General features: G+C 66.2%; 21 protein-coding genes. 6 read left to right on the plus strand and 15 right to left on the minus strand.

Translation table 11 applies throughout. From position 1 onward, the window contains the following. Positions 1-122: 122 nt before the first annotated feature. The 6 genes from RT97_RS05835 to RT97_RS05860 all read right to left on the minus strand — a co-directional run bounded on the left by RT97_RS05835 (position 123) and on the right by RT97_RS05860 (position 7,163). A complete protein-coding gene (locus RT97_RS05835; RefSeq protein ID WP_052810570.1) occupies positions 123-2,513 on the minus strand; it encodes a xanthine dehydrogenase family protein molybdopterin-binding subunit in 2,391 nt (796 codons plus the stop codon). Next, positions 2,510-3,511, minus strand: coding sequence for an FAD binding domain-containing protein (locus RT97_RS05840; protein WP_042577807.1), 1,002 nt, complete (start codon positions 3,509-3,511; stop codon positions 2,510-2,512). Before RT97_RS05840 ends, RT97_RS05835 begins: the two co-directional genes overlap by 4 nt. Next, the gene (locus RT97_RS05845) at positions 3,508-3,999 is read right to left on the minus strand and encodes a (2Fe-2S)-binding protein (RefSeq protein WP_042577808.1); all 492 of its coding nucleotides are present in this window, start codon (positions 3,997-3,999) and stop codon (positions 3,508-3,510) included. The genes RT97_RS05840 and RT97_RS05845 overlap by 4 nt, the downstream gene beginning before the upstream one ends. A gap of 1 nt (position 4,000) precedes the next feature. Further along, positions 4,001-4,852 carry an SDR family oxidoreductase gene (locus RT97_RS05850; protein ID WP_042577809.1) on the minus strand — a complete coding sequence of 284 codons (852 nt, stop codon included), beginning with the start codon at positions 4,850-4,852 and terminating at the stop codon, positions 4,001-4,003. A gap of 44 nt (positions 4,853-4,896) precedes the next feature. Next, the gene (locus tag RT97_RS05855; protein ID WP_042577810.1) at positions 4,897-5,880 is read right to left on the minus strand and encodes an aldo/keto reductase; all 984 of its coding nucleotides are present in this window, start codon (positions 5,878-5,880) and stop codon (positions 4,897-4,899) included. Between the two features lie 155 nt (positions 5,881-6,035). Next, entirely contained in the window at positions 6,036-7,163 is a 1,128-nt protein-coding gene (locus RT97_RS05860; RefSeq protein ID WP_042577811.1) for an NADH:flavin oxidoreductase/NADH oxidase, read from the minus strand. Between the two features lie 91 nt (positions 7,164-7,254). On the opposite strand from RT97_RS05860, the gene RT97_RS05865 reads away from it, so the two are divergent. Beyond that, positions 7,255-8,151 (plus strand): LysR family transcriptional regulator, encoded by an 897-nt coding sequence (locus RT97_RS05865; protein WP_042577921.1) that lies wholly within the window; start codon positions 7,255-7,257, stop codon positions 8,149-8,151. 130 nt (positions 8,152-8,281) lie between these two features. Here RT97_RS05865 and RT97_RS05870 read toward each other — a convergent pair whose 3' ends face one another. Continuing rightward, a complete protein-coding gene (locus RT97_RS05870; RefSeq protein WP_042577922.1) occupies positions 8,282-9,370 on the minus strand; it encodes a relaxase/mobilization nuclease domain-containing protein in 1,089 nt (362 codons plus the stop codon). Between the two features lie 7 nt (positions 9,371-9,377). Beyond that, the gene (locus tag RT97_RS33720; RefSeq protein WP_253278147.1) at positions 9,378-9,959 is read right to left on the minus strand and encodes a hypothetical protein; all 582 of its coding nucleotides are present in this window, start codon (positions 9,957-9,959) and stop codon (positions 9,378-9,380) included. A gap of 342 nt (positions 9,960-10,301) precedes the next feature. Here RT97_RS33720 and RT97_RS05880 point away from each other — a divergent pair, with 342 nt between their 5' ends. Next, positions 10,302-10,616, plus strand: coding sequence for a ribbon-helix-helix domain-containing protein (locus tag RT97_RS05880; protein ID WP_216595158.1), 315 nt, complete (start codon positions 10,302-10,304; stop codon positions 10,614-10,616). A 499-nt stretch (positions 10,617-11,115) separates the two neighbouring features. On the opposite strand, the gene radC is transcribed toward RT97_RS05880, so the two are convergent. The 3 genes from radC to RT97_RS05890 form a co-directional block, all read right to left on the minus strand. After that, complete coding sequence (gene radC, locus RT97_RS05885) at positions 11,116-11,769, minus strand: RadC family protein (protein ID WP_080898189.1); 654 nt, start codon at positions 11,767-11,769, stop codon at positions 11,116-11,118. A 500-nt stretch (positions 11,770-12,269) separates the two neighbouring features. Next, entirely contained in the window at positions 12,270-12,659 is a 390-nt protein-coding gene (locus RT97_RS33035; RefSeq protein ID WP_155403739.1) for a hypothetical protein, read from the minus strand. Between the two features lie 182 nt (positions 12,660-12,841). Beyond that, positions 12,842-13,417 (minus strand): TetR/AcrR family transcriptional regulator, encoded by a 576-nt coding sequence (locus RT97_RS05890; RefSeq protein WP_253278148.1) that lies wholly within the window; start codon positions 13,415-13,417, stop codon positions 12,842-12,844. A gap of 158 nt (positions 13,418-13,575) precedes the next feature. Here RT97_RS05890 and RT97_RS05895 point away from each other — a divergent pair, with 158 nt between their 5' ends. Further along, positions 13,576-14,469, plus strand: coding sequence for an NAD(P)/FAD-dependent oxidoreductase (locus tag RT97_RS05895; protein ID WP_042577814.1), 894 nt, complete (start codon positions 13,576-13,578; stop codon positions 14,467-14,469). Between the two features lie 105 nt (positions 14,470-14,574). After that, a complete protein-coding gene (locus RT97_RS05900; protein ID WP_042577815.1) occupies positions 14,575-15,036 on the plus strand; it encodes a methyltransferase family protein in 462 nt (153 codons plus the stop codon). A gap of 507 nt (positions 15,037-15,543) precedes the next feature. On the opposite strand, the gene RT97_RS05905 is transcribed toward RT97_RS05900, so the two are convergent. Next, a complete protein-coding gene (locus tag RT97_RS05905) occupies positions 15,544-17,655 on the minus strand; it encodes a ParB/RepB/Spo0J family partition protein (RefSeq protein ID WP_052810572.1) in 2,112 nt (703 codons plus the stop codon). A 1,218-nt stretch (positions 17,656-18,873) separates the two neighbouring features. On the opposite strand from RT97_RS05905, the gene RT97_RS32350 reads away from it, so the two are divergent. Next, positions 18,874-19,059, plus strand: a complete 186-nt coding sequence (locus tag RT97_RS32350) for a DUF3606 domain-containing protein (protein ID WP_080898191.1) — start codon at positions 18,874-18,876, stop codon at positions 19,057-19,059. A gap of 550 nt (positions 19,060-19,609) precedes the next feature. On the opposite strand, the gene RT97_RS05910 is transcribed toward RT97_RS32350, so the two are convergent. Next, entirely contained in the window at positions 19,610-20,059 is a 450-nt protein-coding gene (locus RT97_RS05910; RefSeq protein ID WP_042577816.1) for a carboxymuconolactone decarboxylase family protein, read from the minus strand. A gap of 893 nt (positions 20,060-20,952) precedes the next feature. On the opposite strand from RT97_RS05910, the gene RT97_RS34090 reads away from it, so the two are divergent. Further along, positions 20,953-21,138, plus strand: a complete 186-nt coding sequence (locus RT97_RS34090) for a hypothetical protein (protein ID WP_367379256.1) — start codon at positions 20,953-20,955, stop codon at positions 21,136-21,138. Positions 21,139-21,257: 119 nt separating this feature from the next. On the opposite strand, the gene RT97_RS05915 is transcribed toward RT97_RS34090, so the two are convergent. Next, positions 21,258-24,080, minus strand: coding sequence for an ATP-binding protein (locus RT97_RS05915; RefSeq protein ID WP_042577817.1), 2,823 nt, complete (start codon positions 24,078-24,080; stop codon positions 21,258-21,260). Between the two features lie 586 nt (positions 24,081-24,666). Further along, positions 24,667-25,128: a zincin-like metallopeptidase domain-containing protein gene (locus RT97_RS33725; protein ID WP_253278149.1), complete on the minus strand. Its 462-nt coding sequence runs from the start codon at positions 25,126-25,128 to the stop codon at positions 24,667-24,669. Positions 25,129-25,343 lie beyond the last annotated feature (215 nt).

The following is a 25,343-nucleotide window of genomic DNA, read 5'->3' on the forward strand; positions in this document are numbered from 1 at the left end:
CGTCGCCGAATCGCGCAATGAACTTTCCCGACCAATGTCGACTTTGCAGCGATTGCTGTCGGTCAGGCTGCCGGCGCGATGGTCTGCTCGATGGCCGGAAGCAGTCGTCGAAGGCCTCACGCTCACGTCGCGTTGATTTTCTCCAGCGTGATCGGCAGACTGCGGATACGTTTGCCGGTTGCGTGGAACACGGCGTTGCCGATGGCTGGAGCCACGCCCACCACACCAATCTCACCGACGCCCTTGCCGCCGAGCGCAGTGGCTTGCAGATCGGGGATGCCCACGGAGATCACCCGCATCTCCGGCACGTCGGCATTCACAGGCACTGCGTAGTCCGCAAAGTTGGCGTTCACGGTGCGGCCATCGCGCCGGTCGATCTGGCCTTCTTCGAGCAGCGTCTGCCCAAGGCCCATCACCATGCCGCCGATCCACTGGCTTTCGGCAAGCTTGGGATTGAAGATGCGTCCGCTGTCGAACGCGGCGACCATGCGCTTGACCCGGACCGTGCCGAAGTCTTCGTCGACACGCACTTCCACGAATTGCGCGCACCAGCTGTGGGCCGAGAGGCCGCCCTCGACCGCGCCCTTCAATTGCGCGAAGCTGCGGTCGGCTGCATTTTTGGTCGCTTCAGTCGCATCGGCGGCGAAGGTGTTGCCATCGACTTCGAGGTTGCTCTTGCCGACGGCCTTGAGCAGGTTCGCGATGCTGATGCCGCCGGTCGGGCGGCGGGCGAGGCGAAGGATGCCGCGCTTGAAGCTGAGATCCGCCGGCTTCGACGTTGCCAAAGGTGACTTGGGATCGCTGGCCGCCAAAGCGCGCAGCGCGTCGATCGCGTTTCGTGCGGCCTTGGCGACGGCGCTCGCAAGGTTGTTTGCCTGCTGCGAGCCGCCAGCCAGTGCCGAGCGCGGAAGGACGGTGTCGCCCAGCCGAACCACGACGCTCGCAACCGGCACGCCCAGCACATCGGCGGCTGTCTGCGCCAGGATCGTGTACGTCCCGGTGCCGATGTCGGTGCCGGCGCTGAGCACTTCGATCCGTCCGTCGGCGTGGAAGACGATCTTCGCTTCGCTGGCGGTTCGGATCATGGGATACGCGCCGGCAGCCATGCCGTAACCGATCAGCTCACGGCCTTCACGCATCGAGCGGGGCTTCGGGTTGCGGTTCCACCAGCCGATGGCCTGGGCACCTGCAGCATAGGCTTCGCGCAACTGTCGCGTCGTCCACGGAAACTGGTTGCTCGGGTCCTTGTCGGCCCAGTTGGCCAGGCGCAGGGTGATCGGGTCCATGCCCAGTGCGTAGGCCAGCTCGTCCATGGCGCTTTCGAGCGCGAAGGCGCTGGGGTTCTCGCCCGGGCCACGCTTCCAGCCTGGCATGACGGTGTGCACCGGCACCACGTTCAGGCGCGAGGCGAAGTTGGGCGTCGCGTACATGATCTTGGTCACGTTGTTGCAGGCCTCGACGTGCACCTCGTCGATGGCCGTCTCGTTCCAGCTCTCGTGGATGATCGACACGATCTTTCCGTCCTTGCGGGCGCCGATCGACAGGTTCTGTTTGGTTGCCGGTCTCCCACCGAGGCCGGTGAAGGTCTGCGGCCGCGTGAGCGACACCTTGACGGGCCTGCCGAGCTGACGCGACGCCGCGCAGGCCAGGCCGACATGCGGATGCGCGCCGATCTTGGAGCCGAAGCCGCCGCCCACGTAAGGCGAAATCACCCGAACGTTCTCGATGTCGATGCCGAGCCACTCGGCAACTACGCTGCGCGCGCCGCCGACCCACTGGCTCGGTTCCCAGACGGTGATCTTGCCGTTGTCCCACGATGCGATGCAGGCATGCGGCTCCAGCGGCACGTTGTACTCGCGGGCCGTGGTGTAGGTGACATCGACCTTCACCTCGGCACCGGCGAGCGCGGCAGGCGCATCGCCCCATGCGGCACCCATGTCGGCGATAGTCTGCGGCTTCGCTTTCGGATCGTCCAGATCGAGGATCGGTTCGGCGTTTTCGTACGTGATCTTGAGCAGACTTGCCGCTTCGGTGGCCTGCTCCAACGTGTCCGCCACCACCAGCGCGATGTGCATGCCGTTGAAGCGCACCACGTCGTCCTGCAGGGGCGTGAACTCTTCGGTGGCGCCGCCGCCCTTGCTGTAGACCGTCGGCTCGTTCAGCTTCAGGGGGTTATGCAGCGTGTACACGTCGACCACGCCCGGCAGCGCCTTCGCGGCCGAGGTGTCGATACCGACGATGCGCCCGGCCGGTCGCGTCGACTGCACCGTGACGCCGTAGACCAAGTTTTCGAGCTTCTGCTCGATCGCGTAGCGGGCCAGGCCGGCGACCTTCAGCGGACCGTCGGCGCGCGACAGGGCGGCGCCGAGGGCCGGGCCTCCCGAGGGTGGGACCTCGCGCGCGACGGCTTCGTGGGCCGACAAGCCGACGCCCGCCGTGGCCACCGCCGCGGTGCCGACGCCGAGCTTCATGACGGCGCGGCGGTTCAGTTCCAGCTCGTTGTGTCGGGTCATGCCACACCTCCAACCATCATGAGTGCGCGTGCCACGACCTTGGGTGCCAGGTCGATCTTGAACGCGTTGTGCCCGCTCGACTTCGCGCCCTCGGCAGTGGCCGCAGCAGCTGCGCGCAGCGTGGCTTCGTCGAGGGTTTTTCCCTTGAGCGCCGCTTCGACCGCGCGCAGTCGCCAGGGCTTGGTGGCGACGCCGCCCACGGCGATGCGCACGTCGCGGATCGTCTTGCCATCAGGCTCCATCGCCAGGCCAACGGCGGCGCTGGCAGCGGCGAACTCGTAGGACGCGCGATCGCGCACCTTGAGGTAGTGCGAGCGTTGCAGCGCGGCCGAACGCGGCACCTCAATGCCGACGATCATCTCGCCGGGCGCCAGACGAGTTTCCAGATGCGGCGTCTGGCCGGGAAGCAGAAAGAAGTCGTCGACCGGAATGCTTCGCTCACGAGGAAGAGAAGCGCCCTGGACGATCACCTTGGCATCGAAGGCCACCAACGCCACCGCGAAATCGCCCGGATAGATGGCGATGCAGGCATCGCTGGTGCCCAGCACGGCGTGATTGCGATTAACGCCGTTCATGGCGGCACAGCCCGAACCGGGCGTGCGCTTGTTGCAGTTCGGGTAGGCGCCCGGATCGCGGAAGTACATGCAGCGGGTGCGCTGCATCAGGTTGCCGCCGATGGAGGCCATGTTGCGCAGTTGCGCCGAGGCGGCGCGCCAGAGGCTTTCGGACAACGCAGGCGCGGCGGTCTTGATGTCGGCGTGGTCCGCGACCTTGCTCATCTTGGCGAGCGCGCCGATGCGGATGGCGTTGGCCGACACCGCGATGCCGTCGAGGCCTGCGATGCGCGTGATGTCGACCACGCGCGCAGGTCGCTCGACGTTGAGCTTCATGAGGTCGAGCAACGTCGTGCCACCCGCAAGCAAACGGGTTTCAGGTTGAGCGGCTTCAGCGCCCGCGGTCGCGACGGTGTCGGCGCGCAGATAGTCGAACGTTCTCACAGCACAGCTCCCTTCTTGACGCGGCCGGCCGCATCGCGCACCGCGGCAACGATGTGCGGGTAGGCGCCGCAGCGGCAAATGTTGCCGCTCATGTATTCGCGGATCTCGTCGTCCGAGTTGGCGTGACCTTCGCGGATGCAGGCCACGGCGGACATGATCTGGCCCGGCGTGCAAAAACCGCACTGGAAGGCGTCGTGGTCCATGAACGCCGACTGCACCGCGTGCATCACCCCGTCACGCGTCTGGAGACCTTCGATCGTCATGATCTGGCGCCCCTCGGCCTGCGCCGCCAGGGTGAGGCAGCTGAGCACCCGCTCGCCGCCGACATGGACGGTGCAGGCGCCGCACTGGCCCTGGTCGCAGCCCTTCTTGGTGCCGGGGAGAAAGGCATGCTCGCGCAGAGCGTCGAGCAAGGTCGTACGGGTGTCCAGCCGCAGGTCATGGCGCTTGCCGTTGACCTCCAGCGTGAGCGGGCGAGTGGCAGACATTTCAGGTCTCCTGTGCTTGGGTCGCCAGCGAAGCCGACAGCGCGCGGTGCGTGTCGATCTGTGCGAGCAGCGCGCGGGCCTTGGCAGCGATGGGCTCCATCGCGTCGGTGCCTGCAACGAAGCGCAGCGGCGGCTTGTCGAGCCCGGCCAGTTGGACCAGTGCGCTCGCGAGCTTCATCGGGTCGCCCGGCTGCTTGCCGTCGAGGCCGGACAGGAAGGCGATGGTTCCTGCCGTGCGATCGGCGTAGTCGTCGATCGAGGGCTTCGCAAAGGTCGTGGAACCGGCCGACAGCAACTCGGTGCGAAAGAAGCCCGGCTCGACCAGCATCGTCTGGATGCCGAAGGGTTCGATCTCCGGGCCGAGCGACTCCATCCAGCCTTCCACGGCGAACTTGCCCGCGGCATAGCCAGTGCAGAAAGACCCGCCGACGATGCCTGCGGTCGATGAGATCGTAAGGACGAGGCCGGCGCGGTGCTGTCGCATCACCGGCAGCACCGCGCGCGTGACGTTCATGGGACCGAAGAGCAGCGTCTCGATCTGCTGTCGCATCTGGTCCGCGGTCAGCTCTTCGAAGAAGCCTGCGTAGAAGTTGCCGGCGTTGTTCACGAGCACGTCGATCCGGCCGAAGCGCGCAACGGCCGCCGCGGCGGCGGCTTTCGCGTCGTCTGCGTCGGTGATGTCGAGCTTCAGGGTCATGAGCTTGTCGTGCACGCCGAGCACGGCCTCCAGCTTTGCGGGGTCGCGGCCTGTGGCGACGACCTTGTGTCCGGCCGCCAATGCCGCGCGGACGATGTCCGCTCCGAGGCCACGGCCAGCGCCGGTGACCAGCCATACTTTTTCATTCGAAGACATCGTGGGTTCCTGGAGTTGGGTTGAGGCGAGGTGCGGATTCCGCGTCAGGCGTCGGCGTCGACGATGCGCATCTGGTCGGCGTTCATGCGCCCACCCTGCAGCTTCATGCGCGCGAAAGCGCTGTCTATTTCTCTCAAGTCGGCCGGGTTCAACTGAAGGTCGATCGATGCCAGGTTCTCTCGCAGGTGCACCGGATTCCGTGTGCCGGGAATCGGCACGATGAACGCTTTTTGCGCGAGCAGCCAGGCGAGTGAAACCTGTGCAGGTGTGGCATTCCTGCGCTGGCCGACGGTCTTCAAGACGTCCACGATCAGTTGGTTCGCAGCCAAGTTTGCTGGGGTGAAGCGATCGAAGCCCGAGCGGAAGTCCGTCTTCGGATCGAGCTTGGTGGCGCCGTTCATCGTGCCCGTGAGATAGCCCATGCCCACCGGACCCCAGGGCACGAAGCCGATGCCGAGCTCTTCGCAAATGTTCAGCACGCCGTTGCGCTCGACATCGCGCTCCATCACGGAATACTCTGTCTGGACGGCCGTCACGGGCTGCACGGCATGTGCGCGGCGGATGGTCCTGGCGCTGGCCTCGGACAGCCCGAAGTGCAGCACCTTGCCTTGGGCGATCAGTGCCTTGACGGCGCCGGCAACGTCTTCGATCGGCACCGCAGGATCGACGCGATGCTGATACAGCAGATCGATGCGATCGGTCCGCAGTCGCTTCAAGGAGGCCTCGACGACCGTCCGGATGTGCTCCGGCCGACTGTTCAGGCCCTCGCCGCCGATGTTGAAACCGAACTTGGTGGCAATGACCACCTTGTCGCGGAACGGTGCGAGCGCCTCGCCGACCAGTTCTTCGCTGGTGTACGGGCCGTAGACCTCGGCGGTGTCGAAGAACGTGACGCCGCGGTTATGGGCCTCGCGCAGCACCGCGATGCCCTGGTTCTTGTCCGCGGGCGGTCCGTAGTTGGCGCTGATGCTCATGGCGCCGGCGCCGAGCGCCGAGACTTCGAGTGAGGCGAGTTTGCGAGTCTTCATGACGTGTGTTCCTGCGTGTCGGGGTGTTTCGGCCCAGGCCGTGGGCACGGCGGCGGCGTGCGCGACGCCAAGTACTGCGGTCCGGGTGATGAGTTGGCGCCGGCTCAGGGCCGACAGCGGGGTCGTAGCCGATGTGGGATGTGGGACGCGGGTGCTCATGCAGGCTCCTTGAAGGTTTCGGGGGCGATCGGCGCGGGTTGGGGCGACCAGTTTTCGAGCCAGTACGCGTAGGGCGTGGGCAGGACCGGATCGCCGACTCCGAGCTCGCGCGCGGCCTGTCGGGGCCAGTGCGGGTTGTCAAGCAGCCGCCGGGCGACCATCACGAGATCGACCTTGTGCTCGCGCACGGCACGGTCGGCGTCTGTTGCGTCGGTGATGAGCCAGCTGGTCGTCGTCTTTAAACCGGTCACCCGTGCCACTTCGGCAGCGGTATCGACCAGCAGGTTCGGCGCCCATGGCACGGGCGAGAGCGTCGAGAACCCGATGCCGACATCCACCAGGTCCAGGCCCTCCGCCTTGAGCCATTCGAGAACCTGAAGGGACTCAGGCAGATTCACATCGTCTTGGCCGTCGAATTCCAGGACACCGAGGCGCGCTGTCAGCGGCAGATCCGCAGGCCACACGCGGCGCACGGCAGCGACCGTTTCCACCAGGAAACGGGCCCGGTTCTCCAGGCTCCCGCCGTAGGCATCGTCGCGCTGGTTCGAGTGCGTCGACAGGAAGCTCTGGGCAAGGAAACCGTGCGCGAAATGCAGCTCGATCCATTTGAAGCCGGCCGCCAGGGCGCGGCAGGCGGCATCGACGAAGTCCTGCTGGGCCCGATGGATGTCTTCCAGGCTCATGGCCCGCGGCACGTGGGGCTGTTCGGCGATCAGCGGCACGGCGGACGGCGCCAAGGGCTGCCAAGCTTCCGGATCACTGGAAGCGAGTGGCGCTCCGCCTTCCCACGGCGGAGTGCAGCCGGCCTTGCGGCCCGCATGGCCCAGCTGGATGCCTGCAACGGCGCCGGCATCCGAAATCGCTTTCGCGATGGCCGCAGCGCCTGCGGTGTGCGCATCGCTCCAGAATCCCAGGTCGCCGAGCGTGATCCGGCCTTCCGGCGACACGGCCGTGGCCTCGACCACCACCAGCCCGGCGCCACCGCGTGCCAAGGCCGTGTAGTGAGGAAGGTGCCAGTCGGTGACCAGGCCATCTTTGGCCTGGTACTGGCACATCGGTGACGCAGCGATGCGATTGCGAAGGGTGATTTGCTTCAGAGTGAAGCTGTCGAACAGGCCGGGCATCTGAAATCCTTGTGATGGCGCCGACTGTAGAAGTCATCTTCCGAAAGAAAAATACCCTAATACCGCATGCCGCTTGAAGATAATCTTCAAGATGAAACTTAAACAGCTCGATGGATTGATTGCGTTTTGGAAGGTTGCCGAACACAAGGGGTTCAGCTCGGCGGCCGCTGAACTGGAGGTGTCGCCTTCTGCGTTGAGCCAGGCCATCCGGAGCCTGGAGACGCGGCTGGGCGTTCGCTTGTTGAACAGATCGACCCGCAGCGTGAGCCTCACCGAAGCGGGAGAGGCTTACCTCGCGCGGGTGGGTCCGGCGCTGGGGCAGGTCGTCGAGGCGGGTGAAGAACTCAACGTGATGCAGGGCCGGCCCGCCGGCACGCTGCGAATCAACGCGGCCCGGGTGTCGATCGCCATGGTGCTGCAGCATCGGCTGGCCGACTTCTTTCGGGAGCATCCGCAGGTGCACATCGAGTTGACGAACGACGAGGGCTTCGTCGACATCGTCGAGCGCGGGTTCGACGCCGGCATCCGCCTGGGCGAAAGCGTTCAGCAGGACATGGTGGCCGTCCCTCTGGGCGGGCCGGTGACGATGGCCGTGGTCGCATCGCCCGACTACCTGAAGCGGATGCCGGCGCCACGTCACCCGAACGACCTCGCGCGCCACAACTGTGTGCGCTTCCGGGGTTCCGGCTCAGGAACGATCTACAAGTGGGAGTTCGAGATCGAAGGTCGCCCGGTGGAGTACGAGGTGCAAGGCAACCTGACCATTTCGGACTCGCTGTTCGGCTTGGACGCCGCACTGGAAGGCGTTGGGCTGGTCTACACCTTCGAAGCCTTGGCGGCGCCGCTGGTCAAAGCCAAGCGCCTGACGCGCGTGTTGACCAGGTTTTCGCCGTCGTTTCCGGGCTTCTACCTGTACTACCCGAGCCGGCATGACCAGCCGACGAAGTTGAAGGCGTTGATCGAGTTTGTCGGACGATCTGCGAAGTGAAAGCCCTGTTTGGGAGCGGCCGCTTTGTGACGAGAAACGCCCTTTGCACACGGGCGCCTGGAGGTCTGCAAACAGTCTGAAGCGGACATAGGGGCTGCCGTGAATCTCACTGTCACAGTCGTGCGCTATCTCACCGGGACTTCGGCGCCCATAGCTTGATATCGTTGCGTCCTGGCGCTCGGTGTCTCACCTGCTCTCTCCACTGGTCAGCTATTCGCTGTGCATCAGTCTGTACATCCGGCAGGCCCGCTACGAATTGATCTACATGAGCGGCAATATTCTCTTCGCCCTGTCTTCGAAGTGCTTCCGCCGTCGCCCGCCAATCCGCAGTCACCTCCCGCCGGGTGCTGCGCATCGCCTCTTGGCCAATTTCTAGATCGCTCCCCCACTTGAGCGCCCGGAGCATACCGTCCAACTTGCTGCGCATGAAGGTAGAGGTCCTCGGCGGCCCATGCTTGGCCCGGTCGCTGGGCGGGAGTTGCCCGAACGCCCGAAGTGCCCGCAGCCGATGATGGATCGGGTCCCGAAAGGGCTTGCGTGCTTGCCCTCGTAGCTGGCGTGGTGTGGCATTGGCCGCCACGCCCTGCTCACGCATCAGCGCGGCGAATTGCTCGCGCCACTGGCGCAGCGTGTTCTTGCGGATGTAGAGGCGCTTGCCGGGCTCAAACTCGTGCTCGCACTTGACCACCAGATGCACATGCGGATGCGGCTGATCGGTGTGCAGCGCCATGGCGTAGCGATATTGCAGCGCGAAGTTCTCGCGTGCGAAGACGCGCGCCGCAGCCAGCACCTTGTCCGGCGGCGTACCGGCGGGCATGGACAGGACAATGTTGTGAACCAGCTTTGCGCGCGTGTCCTTCTCCCCCGGAGCGGGCCTCGGCTTGTACTGGCTTCTGCAAAGCTCAAGCTGCCACTCCGCCGTGATCTCCTTGGCTGCACCCCGGCCCTGCTGCGCCAGCCCCTCGTCAATTTCCAACGCAAGCTTGCCGTGCCGACCGATGTAGCGCAGATGAGCCTCGACGCCGCCAACGTCCCGTCCGCCGCCAGAGACCTTCACCATCACCTCGGGCGCGCGACCCACCGTGCGCTGAATCTGCGCGATCTGCTCGGCTCCGAGGCGCAACCTGCCGCCCGGTCCTCGCCGGCCGTAGCTGACGATGTCCAGGCTCATGTCGCGCGACTCTCCGGCCGAGCCGTGGCCGCTTCTGTCCACGCGCATCATCTGCTTAGGCATGGCGGTTCCCTTCGCCGGTCTCCCAGCTGATGAGGTTGCGGCGCACGATGGCGGCTGTGGCCTCGCGTGCCAACTCGATTTCCCGCCGGACCATCGCGATGGCTTCGCCGAGGTCTGGTGTCATCGGCTCCGGCAGAGTGTTCGGCATGCCGAACGCTCGAAGCTGCCGTCCCAGCGCAGCCAGTTGGGCGACGCTCACTTTGATCTGGTCGAGTTCGTTCGGCGGCAGCACGGCCGCGTCACGCGCATGGTTGTGGATCAGCAGGGCCAGGTAGCTGCCTGTCTTCATCCCACGGGAATGGGCTCGCTGTGTCACCAGAACACGATCGCCCTTGCGAAGCCGCAGCGTGATGCGATCCGCCACGCCAACGTCGCTTTGCGACTCGTGTAGGAACCGCTGTCCACCCGGGTCCAGCGAGTTTTCGCCGTTGACCTTGAGTACCTCGTCGACCATTTTCGCGAGCAGGGTCGACGCACTGAGATGATGCCTGGCCGCCAGTGCGGCGAAGTGTGCCCTGGTCTCGGGCGGTACCCGGGTAGCTATCACGCGGCTCGATCGAGAGGTTTTGGTCATTGCAACGCCGTTGCAGTAAACAATGTCTGACGTCAGTCTATCCTGCCCTCAACACCGCACAAGGACTCTGCTCCCCCACCCGCTCCACGCGCTCCTTCCCCGCCATCAAAGGTCCCTCCCCCCTCCCCCCACAGCCGCCGGCACGGACGCCGCCCGCACGTTCGGCATGCCGAACAACCGAGCCGAGTGGTGATCGGCCCGGCATGCGTAGTCAGCGCGCATCGGTGAGAAACGGAGTATCGGAATCAGCGGCCTCGTCTCGTTGGCCGTTGCGGAGAGGATGGCCCAGCACTGTCCAGCGGAGGATGGCAAAGTCTGCCATGGCGCGTTGAAGCCTCTTCCATGACCATGATGAACATTTCCCTACCCGGCGAGATGAAGGCCTTTGTCGATGCGCAGGTCGCAGACCGTCGCTACGGCAACGCCAGCGAATACATGCTTGACCTCAGCCGGCGGGATCTCGCGCGGGAGCAATTTCGAGCGGCCATCTTTGCTGGCCTCGCATCGGGGCCTGCCGTCGAGTGGACGCCGGCACACTTCGATGAATTGAGGGCCGAGATCACCGACGTCGAGGCAGTGGGCGCGCGCACGTCGAAAGTTCGTGCTCAGCGCAAGGCCAGGCGGCCGGCAAAGGGCGTGAGGAAGAAAGCGACCTGAGTGTGAAGGGCGTCAGGCGATTCGTTGTCCGCCCTCGTGCGGGTACGCAGATTACCGCCGCAATCCACTACGACGCGATCACCATGCATGCACCGAACGCCGCGAGGGGCTTGCTAGATAAACTGCAGAGGGCTTACGAGCTCATCAAGCAGCATCCGGGCGCGGGCTCGCCGGGTCTCGACGCCGAACTGGGAAGGCCCGGACTGCGCTCCCGAAAACTTCCCCGGGTACCCCTACCTGATCGTCTATTTCCGCCACCCCGATGCCGTGATGTGGTGGATGTGCCGCACAAACGCACCGACTACGTCACCGCGCTGATCGCTCGTCTCCCTTCGTCTTGAACCGGACCTTCCATGTCGGCGAAGACCGTCCGCGCCGGCGCCCATGCCCGCCATCGGCATCAGCGTGTCTGCGCTCACGGCGCAGCGCCCGGCAGGCGAACAAGAGCAAAAAGAAGCGGAAAAGATAAACGCGGGCGCCCAGGCGCCCGCGTGCAGCCTCAGACGAGGCCGCGCTCGGCCATCGACGCGGTGCGGTTGTTCCCCACGACGAAGTGGTCAAGCACCTGCACGTCCACGAGCGCCAGCGCCTCCTTCAGGACCCGCGTGAGCACCAGGTCCGCCTCGGACGGCTCGACATGGCCTGACGGATGGTTGTGCGCCAGGATCACCGCCGAGGCATTCAGCTGCAGCGCCCGCTTGACCACCTCGCGTGGATAGACGCCCGTCTGCGTCAGCGTACCGCGGAACATGTCCTCGAAGGCCAGCATCGTGTTCTGGGCGCTCAGGAACAGCACCGCAAAGCTCTCGTGCGCCTGCCCCGCGAAGTGCAGCTTCAGGTAGTCAGACACCGCGTACGCGGAACGGAAGGCCTGCGAGGGACGCACGTCCTCCATCAGCAGCTCTCGCGCCAGGCGCAGTCCCGAGCGCAGCTGCACCCAGCCGATTCCCGAGGCTTCCCTCGCGACCCCGACCAACCGGTGCAGCGAACGCCCATGCGCCTCGTACAGCGCCTCGGCCTCAGCGCCCAGGAACGGACGCAGCGCCTCGAGCACCCGCAGGTCGCGCGACGTCAAGGCGTCGCCGGCCTCCGCGGCCGAGGACCCAGGAAGGGAAGATGAAAGGGAAGAGGAAGAAGAAGTCGTAGCGTTCATGACGATGAACTCCTGTGCAAGACGCAGGCGGGATTGCCTGCGTGCCCCCGCGACCCCGTCGCAGCGCAGCGCTCAAGGCCGCCGCAGGCGCGCGGCACGCGCCGAGCACGCGCAGCGCGCGCAGGGCCTTGAACGCGAGAACGATGGGGTAGCCTTGGGGCTCACAGGCAAGCCCACCCCACCCTTCGCAGCGCCACGAAGGCTCCCGCATCCTGCAGTTCGATTCCGAGGGCTGGCCCCGCACCGCTTATCCAACCCGGAGCGCGGGCGTGCGCCGAGCGACAGGGCCGCTGGCGGCCCCGAACCTGGATGGGCGGTTGGCGCAGGAACCTGACAGTTCAGTGAGGCTGTCTCGCCGATGGCAACCGAACCAACGTGTCAAGGTGCCCGGCGCCGTGCCCCGGCCGCCGAGGCGCCTCGGCGATCGGCGGGGATTTTTCAGCGCCTGTGCCGATGTCACGGCCGAAGGCAGTGCAATGGCAGATGCGTTCCGCCGGACTTCAAGCCCACTCGACCGCTCGAGAGGCACAGGCCGGCAGCCAGCCAGCACGCGCCGTGGCGTGAGGGGGATGGGACGAAGCGGTTCCGATGCGCCGGGCGATCAGCCCTAAAAGAAAAGAATCGAAGAAGAGAGGAAACGAACCGGGGATCTCGGACCGCCGCGACATGAGACGCGAGATGCGTCCCGGTGTTCGGCATGCCGAACACCGGGAACGCAGGGGCGAGGGCTCCGCTTCCGGCTCATGGCCGCGCTTCGTCGCCGCAAGCAGGCGCAGCGGCGACGGAAGCCAGCGCTGGCGCTGCAGCCGGCGCGCGCAATTCGCCGCGACCTCGGCCTTCTTCGTCGCCGCCACGGCCGGGAGGGCGGCTTCGCCGGCCTTCTCAGCCATCGCCTCCAGCGCCTCGGACAGGAGCCGAGAAGCCGGATCTGCGCATGCTCCGCCAGCAGCCTGGCGATCTGCGGCTGCGGTCACAGCGCCCCCGGATGATTTCAGGGTATCGCATCGCTTCCACCCGAGCCGGCGGACTGCCGCGCTCAAGCCAGCGCGACCTCAGGCCGCATCGTGGGTGCCTACGCGCCGTAGGCCGCCATGAAGACCCGAACGGCCTCGCGCAGAAGGGCCCTGTTCTCCCGGGCATCCGGCAGATCGAGCTTCAGCAATCCACGGATGTGCCCGGAGCCCAGAAACATTGACAGGAACAGGTCCGCTGCCTGCAGCGGGTTTCGCACCTTCAGCGTGCCCGCCGAGTGGGCACGGCGCAGGTATGCGGCCAGCTCGCCATTCGCACGCTCCGGCCCTTCCTTGTAGAACGCACGGCAGGCTTCAGGCTGCGCCCCTGCGACACCATAGACGGCGCGCAACGCGCCCAGTGCGTCGCCGCGCGCCAGCGCGAGAAATCGGGCGCCGACCGCCAGCAGCGCCTCTTCGGGGTGGTTCGGGTCCAGCGGCTCCGTGCCCTGAACGCCGTCCACCACCGGCGCCGTCCTGTCGCGCACGACCGCCTGGAACAGCCCTTCCTTGGAGCCGAAGTTGCTGTACACGGTCATCTTGGAGACACCGGCGTCCGCGGCGATGGCATCCACACTGGCTCGCTCCAGGCCGTGCTCGTTGAAGTGCCTTTGCGCCGCTTCCACGATGCGCCGCACGCGCTCGGGATCGCGTGGCCGCCCGCGTTGGGGCTTGGGAGCAGGAACTGGGAGACGGGCCGTGGACATATTTAATGGACTTGACAGTTCACTATATCAAATCTAGATTACTGTACTTGATAGTCCATTAAACAATCGTCCGCACGGAGCCTCTCACCATGAATGACGCCATCATCATCGGCGGCAGCTTTGCCGGCCTGGCCGCGGCCCTGCAGCTCGGCCGCGCCCGCCGCAAGGTCACCGTTCTCGACACCGGCCTGCCGCGCAATCGCTTCGCCGGCCACTCGCACGGGCTGCTCGGCCACGACCACAAGCCGCCGCTGGACATCCTGGCCGAAGCGCGAAAGCAGCTGGCGCGTTACCCCACTGTCAAACTGGTCACTGCCCGGGCCGACAGCGTCTCCAGTGCCATCGACAATTTCTCGGTCCTCACTGCCGATGGCCAAAGCCTTGGCGCGCGCCGCGTGATCCTGAGCTATGGCGTGGTCGACCAGATGCCTGCTGTTCCCGGATTCGCCGACAGCTGGGGCACGTCCATCGTGCCCTGCCCCTATTGCGACGGCTTCGAAGTCGCCGACCGGCATTGGGGCCTCGTCTGGTCCGGCCCGCAATCGCACAATCAGGCCAGGCTGTTCCGCGACTGGACAGACAAACTGACCGTGTTCGCCGACGGCCACGACGTTCCCCCGGAGATCCAGGGCGATCTGGCGCGCCGCAACATCCCTGTCATCGATGGCCGGATCATCGAAATCGCCCATCGCGAGGGCCGCATCACCACCGTCGATCTCGAGGGCGGCCGCAATGTGGCGGTCGATATCCTGTTCGCCCATCCGCGCAACAAGCCATCCGCAAGCCTGCATGAATCGCTGGGCCTCGCCACGGTCGACACGCCCACCGGCATCGTCCTCAAAGTCGACGAGCGCCGCCAGACCAGCATGCCCGGCATCTACGCCGCCGGCGACCTCACCACGCCCTTCTTGCCCTCGGTCACCCAGGCGTCATCCCAGGGCGCGATGGCGGGCATCTTCGCCCAGCAATCGATGGTGGTTTGAGGCAGTGGCGATGTCCTTCTCCGGTTGCCGCAGGGCATCGCCAATGGGGGCGTCCCGTGGTGGGCGGCGGATGATGCGGGGCGCCAGGCCTCGTCATGGAGCGACATGAGCATGCTTGAACTGAAAGTTCCTCCGCCCGTCGTGGCGCTTCTTCTGGCGCTTCTGATGTGGCTGACGCCAGCTGCCGCAGGCCTTGTGCAGATTCCGTATCCGGCCCGTGTGATCTGCGCCGTCGTCCTGGCGTGCGTTGGGCAAGGCATCAGCATCGCCGGAATGGTTGCGTTCCGGCGCGCCAGGACGACCGTGAGCCCGATCAGGGCAAGCTCCGCGTCCTCGTTGGTCATCCGAGGTGTGTACCGGTATACGCGCAACCCCATGTATGTGGGACTCTTGCTAACCCTGTTGGCGTGGGCAGTGTCGTTGGCGAATCCGCTCGCTGTCTTCTGGATTGTCGTGTACGTGCGCTACATCACCCGGTTCCAAATCATCCCGGAAGAACGCGTGTTGGCGTCTCTTTTCGGGGCAGCGTACGAGGCTTACAAAGGCAGGGTACGCAGATGGGTGTGAGGCTTGACTGGCCCGCCAGCACGCCACCTTCAGTCGACCGCCTGACTTCCCGCCCGCACGTCCCCGCCACCGCCGCCAGGCATTCGTGGCCAATGGGTCGAGCCGGAGGCGGTCGGCGATCTGGTGCAAGGTCCAGAACAGCGACTTGGTTTTGATGATCGGACAGGCCTTGCCGCCGAAATCCTCGGGGGCTCGATTGCGTGTCTCCACCTCTCATCCGCGCCCGGGCACAAGGATGCACATCTTCATCTGTCGGTTCGCGCCGCAAGCGTAGGCTCACCAGGTCTGGGTTCGCACTCTGTTGGAGTCAGCCGTCGGCGCTCGGCGACCGGTTCACCCGAAAGCGGCCGCCGATGTTGCCTGAGACTCTAGCCACTGTCTCGGACACGACTGGCAAAGAACAACTGCCTCCCCCTGAGTGAGCCATGACGCGAGATGCGAGACGCGCGATGCGAAGTGCGCCCCGATGTTCGGCATGCCGAACACCGGGAACGCAGGGGCCGACGGCTACGCTTCCGCCTCGTGGACGCGCGGCGCCGCCGCGAGTGGCCTCAGCGGCGACGGCAGCCAGCGCGTGCCCTCCAGCTGGCGCGCGCAATGCGCCGCGGCCTCGGCCTTCTTCATCGCCGCCACGGCCGGAAGGGCGGCGTCGCCGGTCGCCTCGGCCACCGCCTCCAGCGCCTTCGCCTTGCTGACCTGCCCGAGATAGTTCGCAGCAGTCGGCGTCCACCAGTCCGCCATGTCCAGGCCCAGCGCCTCGGCGATCGCATCGCTCTGGTCGGCCGTGCGCTCGCGCGGAACCACCGCATCGATGCTGCGGGCGGTGCAATACGCCAGCAGGTCGAGCAGCACCTCGCGCGGCTGCGCAAGCAGCCAGCGGAACAGGGCCTGCGGATCGCCGGGCAGGCGATCGCCCCAGTCGGCCGCGGCCCGCACGAGCAGTGCGCCGGCCGGGCTGTCCTCGTAGCCCGTGGCCGACTGCGCGAGGGCGTAGTCGCTGGTCACATGCAGATGGACCTTCACCACATCGTTGCCCCGGCCATACTGGCCGAACACCGTCTCCGCCATCCGGTGGACGAGCGTCGTGAGCGCCACCTGCGGGTCCTGCATCAGCGCGGCCTGCAACGCCGCAGTGCGATGGGCCGTGAGATCGCGCATCAGCTTCTCGCTGATCGCGGAGCGCGTTGTCCCGAGAACCTCGTGCCCTGCGTCGCCCGTCGCGCCGTTCCTCGCGTCGCCGCCCTCCGGGTCGGCGGGGCCGTCCTCCGCCCGCACCAGCCCCCGGCTCGCCACCACCTCCCCGCGATGGTCGATGCGCAACAGCACCCCGGTGCTCGCCATCTGCTCGGGCGTCCACGCCAGCAGCGCGGCATGCGCCGCCGCGAGCCGGTCGTCCAGATCGTCGAGCGCGCTCGAGAGACGCTGCGCCTCGGCCTCGGCCTCAGCTTCGACCTCGACCTCGGCATCGACCCCGTCCCCGCCGTCCGCCGCGTCGACATTGTCGAGCTGCGCCTCCACCGCCTCGAGCGCTTCGGCCAACCGGTCGCGCTCGGTCTCCATCGCCGCCACGGCCTGCGCTTCCTCGGGCGTCATCGCGCGCGCTGTCTGCGAAGCCTGCCAATGGTGGCGCAGCGCGAGCCCGTCGCCTTCCGTCACGCAGTCCACCCAGGCCCAGCCCTCTGCCCGCACCTCCTCGGCCAGCGCCCGCAGCTTTTCCATGGCCAGCACCTGCAGCAGCACCGGATCGTCCAGGTACACGCCCTCGCCCTCGTCGTCCTCGGCGAAGAGATCGCGCCGCACCGCGCCGCCGCGCGCCTCGTAGGCCGCCAGACCCACGAAGCGCGCGAGCCGGCTGTCGCCCGCGCAGGACTGCTCGGTGAGCTTGCGCCGCAGCGCCCATGCGCTGCGCTCGTAGACCGGCAGCCCGTCCCAGACCGCCTCCTGCGCGGCGTGGTCCTCCGTCAGCGCCAGCGCCTGCAACTCGTCCGGCCCGATCTCGTCGGCGCGGTACATCGCAAGAAAGCGCGGTGCGAGCCGCGCGAGACGCAGCCGCCGTTCCACGGTCAGCGGCGACACCCCGAAACGGCCCGCCACCTGCGCCACCGTGAGCCCGTTGTCGATCAGGGCGCGGAACGCCTCCATCTCGTCGGCCGGATGCATCGCCTCGCGTCCCGAGTTTTCCGCGAGGGAGACCTCCACCGCGCGCGCATCGGCGAAGCACCGGCACTCCACCGCCTGCGCCGCATCGAGCCGCCCCTCGGCCGCCAGACGCTGCATCGCACGCAGACGCCGCCCGCCCGCCACCACCGCATAGCGACCGTCCGGCAACGCCACCACCGCGAGCCGCTGCAGCAGGCCCTGCGATTCGATCAGCGCGGCCAGCTCGGCAATGCCTTCGTCGCGCTGTACCCGGCGCACGTTCGCCTCGCCGAGCACCAGTTGCTCCAGCGGCACCAGCAGGTCGAGCGGCGCCGTGTCCGCGTCGGCTGTCGCGCGCGCGTCGGCCCCCGCCCGGTCGCCGCCCCGCCCCTTCGCCGAGGCCGCCTTGCGCCGGCGAGCGCCACCCTTGCCCGCTGCACGGGCCGCGTCATTCGCATGAGTCGTCGTTGTCGCAGTCATTTGCATTTCCTTTGTCGTGAAGTTGAAGAAAGAAAAAGGACAAAGAGCCCTGCCGGATTCCTAGATTCGGAGCCCCTCGTGAAAGGGTTCCGGATCGCATCGGCCAAGCATCCGGAGCTGGCCGCCGTCTTCCTGAGTTCTTCGCCCGGTGACCGCAGGCGCGCGCGGGGACGGGGGAGCCAGGGGGAAGCCTTCGTAACGCGCACGCGTTATGAACACCCCCTTGCAGGCGCAGCCGGTCCCACGGCGCCGCGGGCGCACCGTCACCGGAAAAGGCGAAGGACACAGGCAGACGGCAGCCCCGCCACGACGGACCGAGGCGCACCGGAACCGCCGCGCGGCGAGCGCCCTCACCTGCCGCAGGCAGGTCCGATCGAGAAGGGAAGTTCAAGGGGCGCAGCCCCGTGCGCCAGGGATGCGCAAGGCGGCCGCAGGCCGTCCCCGCAGGGGATGAGCGCGACCGCGCGAACCTGCAGCAGCCCGACACCGGCGACGCCGGTGGGGCGCCCAAGGCATCGGACGGCATCCCCCCCCGCGCACCGGGACCACCCGCACAGCACCACCGAAAGGCGGCCCTTGACGCCCCGCCCCACCCCGCTCGCCCGACCTTCGCAGCCCCCCTCCGGCCGTGCACGATCCAGGCGCATGGCGACGGGATCACTCGACCCAGCCCGCCCCCTGCGCCTCCCGCGTTCACCGTCGCCTGCAATCGCCGCCCACCAAAAGCCTGCCCGGCACCGGCGCCCCGAGCCCGCCACTCGCGCGAGCCTCGGGCAGCAAGGTCCAACGGCACCCCCGGCTGCACGCCGCAGCGAGACCATGCCTCGCAACGCAAAACGCCGACCCCAAGGATCAGGAACCCCCTTCGCCGGATGATCGTCGCCGGCCCTGCTTCGATGATCTCCCCACAGGAGAGGCCGGCATGCCTGTGAAGCCAGCGGCGCCCCGGCGGCAACAGGTGCCCGCCACCCGTCGCGACGATCCACGTGCGACCGCGTGCTCTCACATGCCCGCCCGCGCGGGGGTGATCGGTCCTTCGCGTCGCCTGATCGCGCGCCACGACCGAGCCGCCCTTGAGGCGGCTTTTTCACGGGCGTTCCAGCCAGGCGATGGGCCAACGCGCAACAACCGACGCAACGGTTCAACCTCGTCTGACAGCACGCGCAGTCCAGCGACGCAACATCCCGCTTTTCAACAACTGGTTCGAAGGATGTGGACATGCGCGCAGCTTCATTCGAAGTGAAGAACATCAAGACGCCAACGCCTGCGGTCGCGAAAGCGTGGGCCGACCATCTGGGGTGCTCAGTGGCCGAATTGAGAATCGCCATGCGGGCGGTGGGCCCCTCTGTCGAGCGCGTGCGCGCTTACCTCGGCGCGCTCAGAGGGACGGCTGCAGAACAATGACGGCAGTTCCAGTCGGCCATCCAATCCTGACAACGACTGTCGAGATGCCTCAGGACATCGTCCTGACTCGCCATCGGGTGCACCGACACAAGTTTGCACTGCAACGTCCTGCGAAGAAGAATTTCCGCGCTGCCGACGAACCCTTCTCCTGCTGGATCTGTCGAGACGAAGTAAGACAAGAGCCAATCGCCCTTTTCTTTCTGAAAAATCGGTGAGATGTCCACAAGCGGGGCAGCATGGCGCACCGGGATGCAGGGCGCAGCTTTCCGCGGCGCCAGGGAAAACCAAAGCGCGACGGACGTCTTGGACAGTGCGGGACTTGTTCGAGAAGACAGCCGGCGATGCCATCGACTTTGGCGGTACGGTCCGCCGACCCCGTCTTGGCGCAGAACGTTGCAGCGTTCCTTTATGGCAGCCGCCGGTGGTCAGCGGCTACAGTCGGCCAACAGCGGACCCACGGCAGGTTGCCGCGATCGTCTGCCCAATGTTGCGCTGTGGCAGCCCTCCGAGGCCAGCGACGCAGCGTTGACGTACCTGGTCTAAGCTGACATCAGGCTTTTGCTCGAGGCTTCATGCGGAAGCTGATGCCCATGCGATTGATGGCATTCATGGCGGCAATGGTAAGCGTCAGGTCTACCAAGTCCTTTTCGCCGAAGGCTTCGAGCGCTGCCTCGTAGGCTTCATCGGACGCATGTGTTTCGCTGACAAGCGTGACCTCCTCGGCCCATGCGAGCGCGGCACGCTCTTGGGCGGAGAACAGATATTGGGCCTCGTGCCAAACAGGAATAAGGACAATTTTCTCGACCGACATTCCTTCGGCGATAAGGTCCCGCGTGTGGATGTCGATGCAGTGCGCACAGCCGTTGATTTGCGAGACTCGAAGGAAGACAAGATGGATCAGAGAGGCGGGCAGACCGGTTCCGGTCGAGACAAAATGGTGCAGAGCACTGACGGCTTTTGCGCCTTCAGGCGATGCCTGGAACCAAACAGCGCGAGTCATGGTTAACGCTTTCCTTCACGGTGAGGGGTTACGCGGGCCATACATCACGGCCCGCTCCCTATAAGACGTTCAAGCCCTTGCAGTTGTGACAGCGCGCACAAGTTTTTTTGTGGCTGCTCGCGCGAGCCGACAGCGTTCGGAAAAGGCAAGAGGTGAGATGACCCCTGAGGCCATCTGACGTCGTGGATGCATGAGATGCACCAGTTTCTCGGGGTTGCGCTGAAGGCGCACGCGGGCGATTGTCCCGTCTTGGAACTCGAACATCTGCACGGAATCCAGTGCGTTTCCAACGTAGCGAAGAAGAGCCCATTCGCCGTTCAATCTGGTGAGGTCGAATCGCATGTGGGTGCCGTGGCGCAGTTGCGAAGCCAAGTACTTCTGAGCGATGCGCCGCCCCGACATGCAGCGGATCTTGCCCCGCGGACGAGTCGCTGCGATCGCGAGCCAAGTTGTCGCACGCCAGACGCGAATGCCGGCTCTGCCAGAGTTCCGTCGAAGGGCCGGCGTGTGCTTGATCGAGCATTTCGCGGTCGAGGCGCTGCGCATCCAGCATCTCTGAAGCGAGGTAACCCAATCGGGAGAGGTCCCGATCTCCCGGGCACGCGTTCTGAATGTCTTGCACGCAGGCAAAGTGTATGCCCCGCTCTCCAGTGAGCTTTTTCTCGGTCCCACATCCCATGACAACTTTCGCCTCGCCCTCCGTATCGTTGCTTGACGCCTACGAAGGCCATTCGGTATTGCCCCTCTACGAAACTGAAGTCAGCGTGACGGGCGGATCAGTCGGACACGCACGACTGTGAGGGCACGCTGTTTCAGAGGATGGAGAGCTTGATGTCCGCATTCGGCTGCCCAAATCACTCGGTGGAATCGGTGGTGGGACGAATCCGGAGCAGCTGTTTGCCGCGGGCTACGGAGCCTGCTTTCATGGCGCCTTGGCATTGGTCGCAGAGAAGCGAAAGCTCATGTTGCCTCCCAATGTATCGATCAAGGTGAAGGTGATATTCGGCCGTGACCCCATCGACGGACTCTTCTTTTTGGAAGCCGACGTCTCGGTCGCACTACCGGTGCGTCCCGGCTAACGAGGCAGTGCTGCTTCTCGAGGAGACCAAAAAAGTCAGTCCTTATGCAAAGATGACTCAGCATGGCATCGCGACAAGCATACGGCTCGCGCTCGACGCCTGAGTGAGCGTGACAAAACTCAACCCCGCATCAGGCGTTCGCGCAGGCTGCGCGCTTCGTTCAAGGTCGAGTTCGCATCGTCCACCGGTGCACGACCGATGCTGGCATCGAGCAATTCCGCAGCCTCCTGCTCGCGCCCCGCGCCTGTCCAGAGCCTGGCCTGGCTGAGAACTGCGCGTAGCTCCCATGCAACGGCGCCGCGCTGCCTAGCGACTTCGATGGCGCGTTGGTAGGCCTTCGTGGCTTTGGCCGTGTCGCCATGCCTCTCGTGTCGCAGGCCGGCCGCACGCCGAACCTCGGGCTCGCACCACAGTCCTTCGCCGCGCTCGATGCGCGCGAACAGCGCATCGTCGAGCCAATCGGGGCAGAAGGTCAGGAGCATCTCCTTGCGCTGAGCGTCGTAGCTGGACAGCTGCGCGGCGACCGCACGAACATGCACGATGGGATCGCGCTCTAGATGAAGCCTGAGCCCCTGAATGAAATACTCTGCATGGCCAAGCCAGCCCCTGAGTCCCCTTCGCTTTGCTTCATGCAGCATCATCCGACTCCAGCGATCGGCGATCTCGTATTCGCCTGCCCACAAGGCGACGGGGCAGGCACCGAAAAGCGCCGCGCACAGTGAGATTGCGTCGCCGACCTCCTCGGCACGTGTGACAGCCTCAGTGGCCATCCGAAGGGCTGAAGTCGTCTCGCCCTGAATCCAGAGCGTCCTGCAAAACAATGCCTTGACGGCCACGACGGAGTCCGAACCGATGTTGGCATGCGTGCGGCCCGCGGCGCGGGACACGGCAATGGCAGCTTCGCTGTGCTGTCGCGAGGTCTCGAAGCGGCCGCAGAAGTGGTTCGTCATTGCGCTCACACGATGCGCGAGGATCTCGGCGGCAGGATTCATCCACGACTGGACGACCTCCTGCAGCGTCTGCGAATGCCGAAGTGCCGCCAGGTAGTTACCACGGAATATGTGGACTGTGCAGTGCCCCCATCGGGCCTGCAATTCGAGTGCCGGCACGCCGACAGCCAAAGCGCCAGCCAAGGCACGCTCACTGGCTGCGTCGAACTCTTCATTGGACCCACCTGTATGCAGCAGCGCACTCAGAAGCCCAGTATGCAAGCGCGTAGCGGTCTCAAGGTCGGGTGTCGGCTGCTGCTCGATCATCGTGAGCGTGGCAATGATGCCGTCGCGGTATTCCTCGACCTCCGACACCTGGTACCACAAGGAGGCCGATGCCACGATGAGCGCCGCGGCGGCGCCGGCATCGTCCAGCTCCGTGAGGCAGGCCTTCAGCGCGAAGCGCACGTCGTTCAGCCGGTACGCGTAGCGGGCGACCCAGGACTGCTCGGTCAGCGTCGGCAGCTCGCTGGTTGCGGTCTTCATGAGCCCGAGCATCAGCTGCAGGTGGCGCCGCAGGGCGGATTCGCGCTCGCCGGCCTGCGCGAGCAGCGATGCGGCGTAGCTCCTGGTGGTGTCGAGCATGCGGTACGGCGCCACCGAGTCGGTGCTGTCGAAGAAGATGAGCGACTTGTTGGCCAGCGAAATCAGCGCGTTGAATGCGAGCTCGCCGTCCATGTCCGCGCAGAGGCCGACCGCGGAATCGACGTCGAATCGCCCGCGGAACACCGACAGCCGCCGGAACATGCGCAGTTCGTCCTCGTCGAGCAGCGCGACGCTCCAGTCCAGCGCGGCGGCCAGGGTGCGGTGACGCTCGTGCACCGCACGCTGGCCGATGGCGTACAGGCGCATGTGGTCGTTGAGCAGCAGCGCGAGGTCGTTCACCGACTGCACGCCCAGCCGCGCCGCCACCAGTTCGATGGCCAGCGGAATGCCGTCGACCTGCTGCGAGATCCTGGCCAGCAGCGCACCGTGCGATTCCTTGAACGTGCCCGCGCCGGCATCGCGGGCGCGGGCCACCAGCAGCTTCACGGCGGGCCAGTCCATGGCCTCCTCGAGCGTGAGCGGCTCCGCTTCCGGGAACGCGAGCGCGGGCAGCCGCATGACGAACTCACCGGTCACGCGAACCACCTCGCGGCTGGTCGCGAGCACGCGCAGGCGCGGCAGGGCCGCCAGCAGCCCGGCGATTGGCTGCGGCAGCACGTCGAGCATGTGCTCGCAGTTGTCGACGAGCAGCAGCACGTCCTGTCCGTGCAGGCATTGCGTGATCGCCTGCAGGGTGTCGGGCATGTCGGCGGCCACGCCCACCGCGCGCGCGAGCGTGCCGGTCACGTGGTCCTGCGAGATCAGCGGCGCGAGATCGACGAACGCGACCTGCACGCCTTGTGCGTGATGGAGGCACTCCGCGGCGCGGATCGCCACGCTGGTCTTGCCGATGCCGCCGGGGCCGGCGAGGGTCACCAGCCGGTGGTCCTCGAGCAGCGAGAGGACGCGCTCGACCTCCGCGTCGCGGCCGACGAGCTGGATCAGGCGGGCCGGCGGCTTCGTGAAGGGCGAGGCCCGGGCGGCGGGCGGTGCCGGCAAGGCCGAGGTGTCGAGCGCCTCATACCGCACGCGCCCGTTGAATCGGTAGCCGCGCAGCGGGATGTTGGAGATCCACTCCTTGCATCCTTCGTCCGGGGCCGGCTCGCCCAGCGCCTTGCGCAGCAGCGACATGTGCACCCGCACGCTGGCTTCCTCGACCAGCACCCCGGCCCATACGGCAGCAAGGAGCTCATCCTTGCCGAGGCATTCGCCAGCGCGCTTGACCAGCTGCAGCAGCAGGTCGAAGGAACGCCCGCCGAGCTTCACGAGCTGCCCGCCGCGCTCGAGCCTGCGCTGCGTTTCCCACAGCTTGAAAGGGCCGAAGTACCAGTGCACTTCGGCGGGTGCGAGAGGCGGATGTTCCTGCATGGTGGCCGTGTCGGACTGGCGTCAGCCCGCGCGCGCGAGGACGCGCAGCGGATGCCCAACGAAGCGGGGGGCGTTCATGAGGTCTGGGGAAAAAACGCACAGTATCCCTAATTCACCTTGCGTGCAGACTGCGCGGTCCAAATTCAGCAACAGACCTTTGCAGATTGAAGCCAACGTCGAGGTCACTCCCAGGGGATTGATGGCAATCACTGCATTGGTTTCCGGCATTCTGCTAACCACAGCCTTGGTCGTGCGCGCAGCGACGAGCTGCCATTAAAGCGCGAACAGGCAAATGGGCGAGTGAACCGGTGGCGTGGTACCGACGGAACTCCTTGGGTGTTGGCACCACGTCATGGCATGCAGATGGTCGCGCAGAGACCATTGCGATGAGTTGTTCGTGCGTCTGGAAGATTCTCAGGCTACGCGAAGTTGCCGGTTTGGGCATAGCACCAGCGGCAGCTTCTGCAAACTGGTAGCAAACCGGCTAACTGCGGGCATCTGCTCGGAGCGCTGGCCGATGACGGGATCCGGATCCCACCGCAGACCTGGAGGGCCAGGTGCCTTTCGCCTTGGGCGCAAAGGCACCTCACTGCGCTGCAGCTGTCGCGAGCCCGTCGACCTCGGGCATCTCGCGTGCCACGATCAACGCGAAGGCGTCCTCCGCCAGGCGCGCTGCCGTGAAGATCGCCGTGCGGTCTTCGCGCAACACCTGCAGCCAGGCATCGATATAGGCCGCATGTCCCTCGACCGTGGCATCGACCAGACCGCAGTGGCCTATCACGAACGCGCTGCCCAGCTCCGCCACCAGCTCCTCGAACGCATAGGCGGCATCACCGAAGCGCCGCCCGAGGCTGCGGTTGAGCCGATCGGGATGGCCGGTCCAGTGCACCAGCTCGTGCAGCGCCGTCGCGCACTGCGCCTCGGGACTTGTGAACTGCCGCGGCCAAGGCAACCGGATCTCGTCGAGCCCCGGCAAGTACGCCGCCTGCGCGAAGCCATGCCGGATCGTCGCATTGCAGCCCCCAAGCAACCGCAGCGCCCGCTCCACCGGCCCCTGTGAGCCCACTGGAGCGCGACACCCAGGTCCACCACCTCGAGCGGCAACCCATCGATCTGCGCCACGTTGAACAGCCAGAACGCCCGGCACAGCAGCACGCCGGCGCGGGCCCCGCCCTCCGCGGTCATGGCCCCCTCGTCCATCCCGCCTTCCGAGAGGACCTCGTCGGCATCGTCGCGGCGCTCGCGCGCGCTGCGCTCGAAGTG

Source organism: Variovorax paradoxus, from assembly GCF_000834655.1.
Lineage (GTDB): Bacteria > Pseudomonadota > Gammaproteobacteria > Burkholderiales > Burkholderiaceae_C > Variovorax > Variovorax paradoxus_F.